The 12,616-nt window shown below is 35.9% G+C and carries 7 protein-coding genes; 5 read left to right on the top strand and 2 right to left on the bottom strand.

The features are described 5' to 3' along the window. Positions 1–137 precede the first annotated feature (137 nt). Positions 138–1,112 (bottom strand): outer membrane beta-barrel protein, encoded by a 975-nt coding sequence (locus P2W75_RS03610; RefSeq protein ID WP_207298152.1) that lies wholly within the window; start codon positions 1,110–1,112, stop codon positions 138–140. Between the two features lie 178 nt (positions 1,113–1,290). After that, complete coding sequence (gene dnaE / locus P2W75_RS03615; RefSeq protein ID WP_207298153.1) at positions 1,291–5,829, bottom strand: DNA polymerase III subunit alpha; 4,539 nt, start codon at positions 5,827–5,829, stop codon at positions 1,291–1,293. 481 nt (positions 5,830–6,310) lie between these two features. Between dnaE and P2W75_RS03620 the strand changes: the two genes are divergently transcribed. From P2W75_RS03620 to P2W75_RS03640, 5 genes are all read left to right on the top strand, one after another. Then, positions 6,311–7,114 (top strand): SDR family oxidoreductase, encoded by an 804-nt coding sequence (locus P2W75_RS03620; RefSeq protein WP_276378954.1) that lies wholly within the window; start codon positions 6,311–6,313, stop codon positions 7,112–7,114. A 198-nt stretch (positions 7,115–7,312) separates the two neighbouring features. Next, positions 7,313–8,233, top strand: a complete 921-nt coding sequence (locus tag P2W75_RS03625; RefSeq protein ID WP_276378955.1) for an AraC family transcriptional regulator — start codon at positions 7,313–7,315, stop codon at positions 8,231–8,233. Between the two features lie 551 nt (positions 8,234–8,784). Further along, positions 8,785–10,179, top strand: a complete 1,395-nt coding sequence (gene leuC, locus P2W75_RS03630) for a 3-isopropylmalate dehydratase large subunit (RefSeq protein ID WP_207298156.1) — start codon at positions 8,785–8,787, stop codon at positions 10,177–10,179. 157 nt (positions 10,180–10,336) lie between these two features. Then, a complete protein-coding gene (gene leuD / locus P2W75_RS03635; RefSeq protein WP_276378956.1) occupies positions 10,337–10,933 on the top strand; it encodes a 3-isopropylmalate dehydratase small subunit in 597 nt (198 codons plus the stop codon). A 115-nt stretch (positions 10,934–11,048) separates the two neighbouring features. Continuing rightward, positions 11,049–12,569, top strand: coding sequence for an alpha-isopropylmalate synthase regulatory domain-containing protein (locus P2W75_RS03640; protein ID WP_276378957.1), 1,521 nt, complete (start codon positions 11,049–11,051; stop codon positions 12,567–12,569). Positions 12,570–12,616 lie beyond the last annotated feature (47 nt).

Genomic DNA, 12,616 nt, shown 5'->3' on the forward strand with positions numbered 1-12,616 from the left:
GCCAAACAGGTAATTTGGCTAAAGCCTTTCATTTTAATCCATTTTCTCAACCTCCAGCTAAAGCAGGAGGCAATTCAAATAAAAAAGAGGATATTCTTTCGAATATCCTCTTTTGTAAACTATAAAAAACTTGGAAATTATAGGCTGTATTTTAAACCTACAGTTAATCCTAAACCAGAGATTCCAACATAAGAACTTAATTCGTCCATTTTGTCATTAGGTCTAGTTGTATCTGTTGTATCGTTTGTAGTTGCTGTATTTGGGTTAAATAAAGCATTATTAGAATTTGAATTTAATTTATCATGATATACTGTATATCTTTGAGATGTATTTCTTGTTGCCAAAGCATCTTGACCATTCACAGTATATTCAGTAGTTTCTTTAGTTTTACCGTGTACAGTAAAATTACGATACTCTAATTCAGCAAAAGCAGAAATGTGTTTTCCTAATTTATAAGATGTACCTAAAGATGCCATGAATCCAATTGTTGGATTTGGTTTTACAACATCTTTCGAATAGATATTATTTTTTGCTACTTGATTAGTACCTACATAAGACAAAAGCTCTCTATCTGTTTTAATATCTAATGTACCGTGAATTGGCACAATAACTCCAACTTTAGTATATGGTTCAAAACCATGCGCTTCACCTAAAAACATTACAATTGCTGGAGCTACATCAAAAGCTTTAATCTGCCCGTTTGCCTCAAAACTAATATATGTAGCAACAGTAGTAGCTGGATCATAAGAATAAAGTCTATTAGTAGTTTGAGCCATAGTTTTACTATTGCTGATATAATAATTTGCAGATAGCTCTACTCCTAAACGTGTAGAAAAACGATATCCTGCCGTAATTCCACTTCTAAAACCTTGTCCAAAAGACCCCGTAATACTTTCTCTCGAAACTAGTTTATTATTTGATAATGTTCCTGAATAAACATCTCTATTTGGTGCCTGACCTCCTACTTCTGGAAATTCAGTTGATGCAGTTTGGTTGAAATATGATCCACCCAATTTAAAATACCAGCTTTCTGGTTTGTCCGCACTTCCTGTCTGCGCCATGGCGGTCATAGAGCAAACTAATAATCCTAATAAAAATAGGTTCTTTTTCATAATTCTGATTTAATTGATTTATACAAACTTAGGACAATTTAACATATTCCTATAATTTGCCTTGTTAGACATTCAACGAAAACGTTGTAATTTCCGACAATATTACTAAAAAAGTATTATGCATGCATATTTTTAACATAAAAAATTAACATACGTTTAAATTTTAACTGTTAATTTTTTAGTTCAATTTAAAATTAATCTGCATTTTCTCTAATTCTGCCAGTAATTCGGCTGAAATCTTAACTTTCAGCCTACGGCTTGGCATTGTTAATTTGGTCACCACTTTGACTTCTTCAACCTCTTTTACCTCCTGCATTTTGGCTTCACCTGCGGCAGTTTCTACATCATCATTTTCATCTTCAAAAACGGCATCTTCATTATCTTCAAATTCACTTGTTGTTTCTACTTCAATTAAGCGTTTTATGTTTTCTAGTTCCATGATTTCAAAGGTTACCGAATTATCTCCTTTATTTTCATTAAAAAGATGGTTTAGTTTGTGGATAAAATCAGGATGCAAATCTTTAATATTCAACAATAAAATCAGTTTTTTGGCTAAAGTTTCTAATATATCCTGCAATTGTTTTACCTCAACGAACTGCATTCTTGGATCTGATTTTTTACCGGTTTCATGATTTACCCAGCCTTCTTTAATTAGAATTTTCATGAATGCAAAGTTGTTCTGAATTAAGAAATGGCGAAATTTTAAATATTCCTCACCAAAAATCTTGAACTCAAAACTTTCATCATATCCTTCTAAATTAAACGCTGCCCAGCCTTTTCCGTTTTTGGCCACGCGATGCTGGACGTTATTGATAATTCCTGCAACAGTCAGGTTCTTACCAACATAATCGTTCATATTTTTCAGCGCTTCTAATCGGGCATTACAGAAATATTTCATTTCAAATCTAAAATCATCAAGCGGATGCCCTGAAATATAAATTCCAACAACCTCTTTTTCCTTTGCCAGTTTTTCCATTGTGCTCCAATCTTCACATGGAGGAACAACAGGTTCTGCAATTTGAACTTCGCTGGTTTCTCCGAACAAACTTACTTGAGATGAATTTTCATTTTCTTGAAATTTCGATCCGTAACGCATTGCTTTTTCGTAGAAAGTAATTCCGTCGCCATCATCGTGAAAATATTGTGCTCTTGTTGTTCCTTCAAAAGAATCAAAACCTCCTGCCAAAGCTAAATTCTCAATCGCTTTTTTGTTGGCTGCACGAAGGTCAATTCGCTTTGCTAAATCAAAAATCGATTTATATCTTCCGTCTTTTCTATTTTCTACAATAGTTTCTACAGCTCCTGCTCCTACTCCTTTAATAGCTCCCATTCCAAAACGAACCGCATAATCATCGTTTACGGTAAATTTATAGTATGATTCATTTACACATGGTCCTAAAACCTGCAATCCCATACGTTTACATTCTTCCATAAAGAACGAAACCTGTTTGATATCGTTCATGTTGTTCGAAAGTACCGCCGCCATATATTCTGCCGGATAATGTGCTTTTAAATAAGCAGTTTGATACGCAATCCAAGCATAACAGGTCGAGTGCGATTTGTTGAAGGCGTAACTCGCAAAAGCTTCCCAGTCTTTCCAAATCTTCTCTAGAATTTTAGCATCGTGTCCTTTTGCTGCCGCTTGTTCAACAAACTTCGGCTTCATTTTATCTAGTACGTCTTTTTGTTTCTTACCCATCGCTTTACGCAAGACGTCGGCCTCACCCTTTGTAAACCCTGCCAAAGACTGAGACAAAAGCATTACCTGCTCTTGGTAAACTGTAATTCCATAGGTTTCTGATAAATATTCGGCACAGGCATCCAAATCGTATTTAATTTCCTCATCTCCATTTTTTCTTCGAACGAAAGACGGGATATACTCTAAAGGTCCCGGACGATACAAGGCATTCATGGCAATTAAATCCCCGAAAACCGTTGGTTTCAGATCTTTCATGTATTTCTGCATCCCAGGCGACTCGTATTGGAAGATTCCAACGGTTTCACCTCTTTGGAAAAGCGCATACGTTTCTTCGTCATCAATGGGGAAAGTATCTGGATTGAGTTCAATTCCTGTTCTGTATTTTACCAGTTTTACGGTATCTTTTATCAGCGTCAGGGTCTTCAGACCCAAGAAGTCCATTTTCAGCAATCCAGCACTTTCTGCAACCGAGTTGTCAAACTGTGTTACATATAAATCCGAATCTTTTGCGGTGGTAACCGGAACGTAATTCGTAATATCCGACGGCGTAATGATTACCCCGCAGGCATGAATTCCCGTATTACGCATCGATCCTTCAAGGATTTTTGCCTGCTGAATGGTTTCTCCTGCCAAATCATCTTCATTGGCAATCGCGATTAATTCTTTTACATTATCAAATTCGTCAGAACGAAGTGCTTTTTTAACTTCATCTTCACTTTCCGAAATAAAACGCGCCAAATTCCATTTGGACGGCATCATTCCCGGAATCAGTTTTGCAATTCTATCGGCTTCAAATAAAGGTAAATCCAGTACACGAGCCGTATCACGAATCGCCGATTTGGTCGCCATTTTACCATACGTGATAATCTGTGCCACCTGTTTTTGACCGTATTTGTTGATTACGTATTCCATTACACGTCCACGACCCTCATCATCAAAGTCAATATCAATATCGGGCATCGATACACGGTCAGGATTTAGGAAACGCTCAAAAAGCAAGTCGTATTTAATTGGGTCAATATTGGTAATTCCGAGACAGTAAGCAACCGCAGATCCGGCTGCAGAACCACGTCCTGGCCCCACCGAAACGTCCATTTTTCTAGCTTCGGCAATGAAATCCTGTACAATCAAGAAATAACCTGGATATCCTGAATTCGAAATCGTCAATAATTCAAAATCCAGACGTTCCTGAATTGATTCAGTAATTTCGCCATATCTTCTTTTCGCACCTTCCATTGTAAGGTGACGTAAATAAGCATTTTCACCGCGAACGCCATTGTCTTTCTCGTCTTCCGGATCAACAAATTCTTCTGGAATATCAAATTTTGGAAGTAGTACATCTCGATAAAGTGAATATACTTCTACCTTATCTACAATTTCCTGAATGTTTATAATCGCTTCAGGAAGATCAGCAAAGAGCTTTTTCATCTCTTCTTCGGACTTGAAATAGTATTCCTGATTTGGAAGTCCGTAACGATAACCACGACCACGACCAATTGGTGTGGCTTGCTTTTCACCGTCTTTTACACACAATAAAATGTCGTGTGCATTGGCATCCTCTTTATTTAAATAATAGGTATTGTTGGTAGCAATGAGCTTTACATTGTGTTTTTGAGAGAACTCAATCAGAGTTTTATTAACACGGTTTTCATCTTCCTGATTATGGCGCATGACTTCCAGATAGAAATCTTCGCCAAATTGCTCTTTCCACCAAATTAAAGCTTCCTCGGCTTGGTTTTCACCAATATTCAAGATTTTACTCGGAATTTCTCCATATAAATTCCCAGACAAAACCATGATATCGCCTTTGTATTGTTCCACAATCTTTCTGTCAATTCTGGGAACATAATAAAAACCATCCGTATAAGCAATCGAAGCCATTTTGGCTAAGTTGTGATATCCTGTTTTGTTTTTAGCCAATAAAACAACTTGGTAACCGTTGTCTTTTTTACTTTTATCCAAATGGTTTTCACAGATATTAAATTCACAACCTACAATAGGTTTAACCTCTGTTTCGGTTGGCTCTTCTCCTGCTTCTACTAAAGCTTTGTTTTTTCCAGAAGCCGCTTTGTTGTGATTCATAACAGCGCTCACAAAATGAAACGCTCCCATCATGTTTCCAGTATCGGTCATGGCCACGGCCGGCATTCCGTTTTTCGCGGCAGCGGCAACGATATTTCCAATTCCGATTGTTGATTGAAGAACCGAAAACTGTGTATGATTGTGTAAATGTGCAAATTTTGCAGCCTTAAAATCAGCTTTATCTTCTTCTGAAACTACAGTCTGCTGACCTTCTCCGGCTAAAGCCTTAAGCTGTTCTCTGATTTTATCAGAAGCTGCTTTTAAATTAATATGTTTTAAACCAATAAGCTGAAATGGCTGTGGATTTCTTTCTTGAAAATCTTTGAAATACTCCTTCGGAACATCCAGTTCTTCTTTGGTAAAAACCTCTCTTCTTACCAATTCCAAGAAACAGCGCGTAGTTGCCTCAACGTCGGCAGTTGCGTTGTGCGCTTCCGCGAAAGGCTGATCGAAAAGATAGCTGTGTAATTCTGTTAAGGTTGGAAGTTTAAATTTTCCTCCACGTCCCCCAGGAAGCTGCAATAATGAAGCGGTAACTTCGGTACAAGTATCCAGAACAGGAATGGAAGCCATAGTAGAATCTACTCCCATTCTATGGAATTCGGCTCCCATAATATTAACGTCAAAACCTAAATTCTGACCTACGATAAACTTAGTTTTTCCTAAAACAATATTAAATTTCTCTAAAACTTCAGCCAAAGTGATTCCATCGGCCTCAGCCAATTCAGTCGAGATTCCGTGAATACGCTCAGCATCGTACGGAATATTAAATCCTTCTGGTTTTACCAAATAATCCTGATGCTCAATAAGCTGTCCCATTTCGTCATGAAGCTGCCAAGCAATCTGTATACATCTAGGCCAGTTATCAGAATCAGTAATTGGGGCATCCCAGCGTTTTGGTAATCCGGTTGTTTCGGTATCGAATATTAAATACATAGAATTCTAAAAAGTGAAATTTTGAAACTCCAAATCTCAAGTCTTCCATATTGCAAAACACTGACAACATGAAACATAACAAAATACGAAATGAGAAATGGAAAGAATTCAAATTTACGCTTTTTTTAGAGAAATAACGAAGCGAAAGTTGTTAACAAATGAGTTAAATAAAGCCTGTCAAATGCAACTCTCTTAAAATTTTTGAACACATAGAAACATAGATCTCGGTCTTGTAAAAAGAAGTTTGAAAAAAATCTAGATTTTCACACCTAGCTATGTTTGTTTAAATAAGTGAAACGCCTTTGTAGAGCAAGAAAAACTATGTTTCTATGTGTTTAAAACAATTACGCTCAAAGTTTTTTAATCCAAAAACTTCGATTATTCATTTTGAACACTCATTGCTCCAAAATGAACACTTTTAAGCTCTGATGTATCCTGAACTTTGCTTCATCAAATTATAACAATTAAAAAAACAATAATCATGAAAACAATTTTTATCACAGGGGCATCATCAGGTTTAGGAAAAGCAACAGCAAAATTATTCCACGAAAAAGGATGGAATGTAATCGCAACCATGAGAACTCCAGAGAAGGAAACCGAACTTTCTCAATTAAAGAATGTAACGCTCTTGCCATTAGACGTTACCAATTTTGATCAAATTCAAACTACAGTAAAAAAAGCACTTGAAATTAGCGATATAGATATTGTTTTCAACAATGCTGGCTACGGTTTAATTGGCCCTTTGGAAAGTCTTACAGATGATCAAATTACAAAACAATTAAACACTAATTTATTGGGAGTTATTCGCGTTACAAATGCTTTTATTCCGTATTTCAGAGAAAGAAAAAGCGGTTTGTTTATTTCTACAACTTCAATTGGCGGGCTGATCGCTTTTCCTTTAAGCTCAATCTATCACGCCACAAAATGGGGACTTGAAGGCTGGAGCGAAAGCATGGCTTTCGAACTAAATCAATTTGGGATAAACATTAAAACAGTTTCTCCTGGCGGCATTAAAACTGAATTTTTACACGGTTCTCTCGACACAGGAATTCAGCCTGAATATGAAACATTGTCAAATAAATTGTTTGCCAATGTTGACACGATGTTTGAAATGGCGTCAACTCCAGAACAAATTGCTGATGTGGTTTATGAAGCTGCTACAGATGGAAAAAGCCAATTAAGATACGTTGCCGGAGAAGATGCAAAAGCAATGTACAAACAAAGACTAGAAGTTGGAGACGAAGTTTTTCGTACTGAATTTAGCAAACAATTTTTTGGAGAATAATAATTCTTATCAAGCTCCAGCGGAGCGAAATATACTCGCATCATATGGATATTATGCTCCGCTGAAGCTTTGCTCTCAATAATAAATATCTTCCTATAAATATTTTTGCTTCTCTGAAGCTGATCTTTCAAAATCAAAGAAAACTTCAATGCTTTTTGGAAAGCCTCATTAGTCCTTTAATTTTCATACTTTTATATCATGGAAAAGAAAAACAATACTCCTGCAAAAATTTCTTCTATATCGCAGTTTCATGACTTGCTTCGACTGCCAAAACCACTTCACCCGATGGTGAGTTTGATGGACAATGCGAAATTGGTTGTAAATGAGGATTTAGCCAATTTTTCTTTTTTGCTTGACTTTTATAAAATATCCTATAAATTTTCGGCCACTGGAAAAATGGGTTATGGTCAGGGATATTACGATTTTAATGAAGGCGGGCTTATGTTTGCTTCTCCCAACCAATTAATTTTTACCGAAAACGAGGAAGGCGCTAAATATGGAGGTTATACGCTTTTGTTTCATCCTGATTTTATTAGAAATTATCCTTTAGGGAAAAGTATCAAAAAATATGGTTTCTTTTCATATGACACCAATGAGGCACTGCACCTTTCAGACAGCGAAAAGACAATTATTATTGGTTTATTAAAAAGCATCGAAAATGAACTCAATACGGCAATTGACGAAATGAGCCAAGATGTTATCGTTTCTTATATTGATGTACTGTTAAATTACAGCAATCGTTTTTACAAACGCCAATTCATCACCAGAAAAACAATCAGCCACGATTTATTATTAAAAGTTGAAGAAACTCTTGATAATTATATCAGCAACGCCGAAACTTTAAAAAAAGGATTACCAACTGTAGAATTTCTGGCTTCACAAATTAATGTTTCGAGTCATTATTTAAGCGATATGCTTCGGAATTTAACGGGACAAAATGCGCAACAGCACATTCACTCCAAACTCATCGAAAAATCAAAAGATTTCCTAATTACGACCAATCTTTCAGTTGCTGAAATAGCATATCAATTAGGTTTTGAATATCCACAATCCTTCAGCAAACTATTCAAAAAGAAAACCAGTCTTACTCCTTTAGAGTTTAAAAACTCATTAAATTAATCCAGCCGATTTCTTTTTATTTATCCAAAAAAAGAGATCGGTTTTTGTTTTTTTCTGAATGCAATTTAGAACTCTTATTTCATAAAAATTCATAAAAATTCACTTCTTGGATGTCGTAGTATTTCAATTGTTTATTGAATCTAAATAACGCCTAAAAAACATCAATTTAAGCGTTATAAAAGTGAAAAAGCACAAAAGAGACCACAAAATCAAAACTAACAATTATTACTATTTTTATTTGTTTTGTTACATTTTTTCAAATTAAACCCTCCGTTTTATGGTGATTATGAGATAAATTTGCAAACTATTAAAACAAAAAACAATCAAGCAGAATTAAATCTGAAAAAGAAAAACAAAATCAGTTTCTAAATCATTTTTCTTTCAAATTTGAAGTTGCAAAAGCCAATTGGCAATTTGTAATTTAGTTTGGGTATCGTATATAATGAAATATTGAAATTGACGCTTTTTTATCTTTTTTTACTTTTGTTTTGCTATTATAATGAACAGGAAATTGCTGTGGTTATAGAAATTACAATTTAAAAAAATAAAAAATGAGTAAGACATTATTTGACAAAGTATGGGATTCACATGTTGTGCGTAAAATTGAAGATGGGCCAGATGTGTTTTTTATTGACCGCCATTTCATTCATGAAGTTACGAGTCCTGTTGCTTTTTTAGGATTAAAATCAAGAGGCGTTAACGTTTTATACCCAGAACGTACTTTTGCCACTGCAGACCACAATACACCAACCATAAACCAACATTTACCAGTTCAGGATCCTCTTTCTGCAAACCAGCTGAAAGCTCTTGAAGATAATGCGAACGAATACGGAATTTCGCACTGGGGACTAGGTCACCAAAAAAATGGAATTGTACACGTAGTGGGTCCTGAAAACGGAATTACTTTGCCAGGCGCTACTATTGTATGCGGAGATTCGCATACGTCTACTCACGGTGCTTTTGGAGCTATCGCTTTCGGTATCGGAACTTCTGAAGTTGAAATGGTGCTTTCTACTCAATGTATTATGCAGCCTAAACCAAAGAAAATGCGTATTAACGTAAACGGACAACTTAGTAAAGGTGTTGGACCAAAAGACGTTGCGCTTTACATTATTGCTCAATTAACTACTTCTGGAGGAACGGGTTACTTTGTTGAATACGCTGGTGATGTGTTTGAAAACATGACTATGGAAGGTCGTATGACGGTTTGTAACTTAAGTATCGAAATGGGTGCTCGCGGCGGAATGATCGCCCCTGACCAAACTACTTTTGATTTCTTAGAAGGAAAATTATACGCTCCAAAAGGAGAAGCCTGGACTAAAGCTGTTGAATATTGGAAAACACTAAAAACAGATGCTGATGCGGTTTTTGATGCTGAATTAAACATCAACGCTGCTGATATCGAGCCAATGATTACTTATGGTACTAACCCAGGTATGGGAATTGGTATTACAAAACATATCCCAAGTGCAAAAGAAGTTGAAGGCGGTGAGGAAACTTACAAAAAATCTTTAGCTTATATGGGCTTCAACGAAGATGATGTAATGATTGGAAAACAAATCGATTACGTTTTCTTAGGAAGCTGTACAAACGGACGTATTGAAGATTTTAGAGCTTTCGCTGAAATTGTAAAAGGAAGAAAAAAAGCAGATAATGTTACCGCTTGGTTAGTTCCTGGATCTCACGTTGTTGAAGCGCAAATTAAAGAAGAAGGAATTTTAGATATCCTGACAGAAGCTGGTTTCGTACTACGTCAACCTGGATGTTCTGCTTGTTTAGCCATGAACGATGATAAAGTTCCTGCTGGTAAATATGCAGTAAGTACTTCAAACAGAAACTTTGAAGGCCGTCAAGGTCCTGGTTCTAGAACGCTTTTAGCAAGTCCGATTATGGCTGCTGCAGCTGCTGTTACAGGAAAACTAACGGATCCAAGGGAGCTTTTTTAATTTTAGATTGAAGATTTTAGATTGCTGATGTAACTGAATCCAAATGTCTTCAAATGAAATTGACTAACATTATTAAAACAAAATATTTTAGATTCAAAGTTTTACATTTTCGAAAGAAAATCTAAAATCCAAAATCTAAAATCTAAAATTCCAAAAAATGGCATACGATAAATTTAATATACTTACAAGCAGCGCAGTGCCGTTGCCAATTGAGAACGTAGATACAGATCAAATTATTCCAGCTCGTTTCTTAAAAGCTACAAAACGCGAAGGTTTTGGAGATAACCTTTTTAGAGACTGGAGATACAATGGAGACGATACTCCAAAAGCAGATTTCGTTTTAAACAATCCAACTTACAGCGGAAAAATCCTTGTAGGGGGAAAAAACTTCGGTTCTGGATCTTCTAGAGAGCACGCTGCATGGGCAGTTTATGATTACGGATTCCGCGCTGTAGTTTCTAGTTTCTTTGCTGATATCTTCAAAGGAAACTGTTTAAATATTGGTGTTTTGCCAGTACAAATCAGTCCAGAATTCTTAGAAAATATTTTCAAAGCAATCGAAGCTGATCCTAAAACAGAATTAGAAATCAATCTTCCTAACCAAACCATTACTTTATTGTCAACTGGCGAGCAAGAATCTTTTGCTATTAACGGTTACAAAAAGAACAATCTAATTAATGGTTTTGACGATATTGATTACTTACAAAACATGAAAGAAGAGATTAAAGCTTTTGCTGATAAACTTCCTTACTAATAGCAATATCATTCAGTCTATTAGACCCGAAAGGCTTCAAAACCTTTCGGGTCTTTCTAAATTAATAATACGAACCCACTATCATTTCGAAATTAAAGAAATATAGAATATCAATATGGAAAAAAGAAAAATTGAAATAATGGATACGACGCTTCGTGATGGTGAGCAAACCTCGGGAGTATCATTTTCTGCTGCAGAAAAACTGACCATTGCGCAATTGTTGTTGGAGGAATTAAATATTGATAGAATCGAAATTGCTTCGGCGCGTGTGAGCGAAGGAGAATTTCAAGCTGTAAAAGGCATTACTTCTTGGGCTGAAGAAAAAGGATACATTAACAGAATTGAAGTCCTGACATTTGTTGACGGAGGAGTTTCAATCGACTGGATGAAAAAAGCGGGTGCCAAAGTGCAGAATTTATTGACCAAAGGTTCAATGAATCACTTAACGCATCAGTTGAAAAAAACACCTGAACAGCATTTTTCAGAAATCGCTCAAATTATTGCTTTAGCCAAAAAAAATAACATTGAAACCAATGTATATCTAGAAGATTGGAGCAACGGAATGCGAAATTCTCCTGAATATGTTTTTCAATTTTTGGAGTTTTTATCGACGCAGCCAATCAAAAGAATATTACTGCCGGATACTTTAGGGGTTTTAATTCCGTCTTTGACTTTTGAATTTATTTTAAAAATTAAAGCAAAATATCCAAATATCCATTTTGATTTCCATGCACATAACGATTACGATCTAAGTGTTGCTAATGTTATGGAAGCTATAAAAGCGGGAATCAACGGTCTTCACGTAACCGTAAACGGAATGGGAGAACGTGCTGGAAATGCACCTCTTGAAAGTACGGTTGCTGTAATCAACGATTATTTACCGCAAGTAAATATCAATGTAAAAGAAACTTCGTTGTATTCTGTAAGCAAACTGGTTGAAACATTTACAGGTTACAGAATTCCTGCGAATAAGCCAATTGTGGGCGACAATGTCTTTACGCAAACAGCCGGAATTCACGCTGACGGAGACAACAAAAACAATCTTTATTTTAACGACCTTCTTCCGGAACGTTTTGGAAGAAAACGTAAATACGCTCTCGGAAAAACTTCTGGAAAAGCCAATATCGAAAAGAATCTTCAGGAATTAGGTTTAAAATTAAACAACGAAGATTTGAAATTGGTTACCCAAAGAATTATCGAATTGGGCGACAAAAAAGAAACCGTAACGAAGGAAGATCTTCCCTACATCATTTCTGATGTTTTGGACAGCCATACTTACGAAGAAAAAATCAAAATCGAATCTTATATATTAGTCCACTCAAAAGGAATGCGCCCTTCGACTACTTTATCTTTAAATCTTAACGGAGAAATAATCGAGGAAAATGCGCAAGGAGACGGTCAGTTCGATGCTTTTATGAATGCTTTATCTAAAATTTACAAAAGCAAAAAACTAACACTTCCAAAATTGATTGACTATGCTGTGAGAATTCCGCCTGGAAGTAGTTCTGATGCCTTGTGCGAAACCATTATTACATGGGTCAACAACGGTAAAGAATTCAAAACCCGTGGATTAGATTCAGATCAAACCGTTGCAGCGATTATTGCAACGCAGAAAATGTTGAATATTATTACTTAAGGTACTAAGAGGCTAAGGTTCTGAGGCTCTAAGATTTTTCTTTGACC

Source organism: Flavobacterium sp. H4147 (assembly GCF_029360735.1).
GTDB lineage: Bacteria > Bacteroidota > Bacteroidia > Flavobacteriales > Flavobacteriaceae > Flavobacterium > Flavobacterium endoglycinae.

Coding starts and splice junctions, on each gene's coding strand:
- P2W75_RS03610 (WP_207298152.1), bottom strand. CDS start 1,112: ATGAAAAAGAACCTATTTTTATTAGGATTATTAGTTTGCTCTATGACC.
- dnaE (WP_207298153.1), bottom strand. CDS start 5,829: ATGTATTTAATATTCGATACCGAAACAACCGGATTACCAAAACGCTGG.
- P2W75_RS03620 (WP_276378954.1), top strand. CDS start 6,311: ATGAAAACAATTTTTATCACAGGGGCATCATCAGGTTTAGGAAAAGCA.
- P2W75_RS03625 (WP_276378955.1), top strand. CDS start 7,313: ATGGAAAAGAAAAACAATACTCCTGCAAAAATTTCTTCTATATCGCAG.
- leuC (WP_207298156.1), top strand. CDS start 8,785: ATGAGTAAGACATTATTTGACAAAGTATGGGATTCACATGTTGTGCGT.
- leuD (WP_276378956.1), top strand. CDS start 10,337: ATGGCATACGATAAATTTAATATACTTACAAGCAGCGCAGTGCCGTTG.
- P2W75_RS03640 (WP_276378957.1), top strand. CDS start 11,049: ATGGAAAAAAGAAAAATTGAAATAATGGATACGACGCTTCGTGATGGT.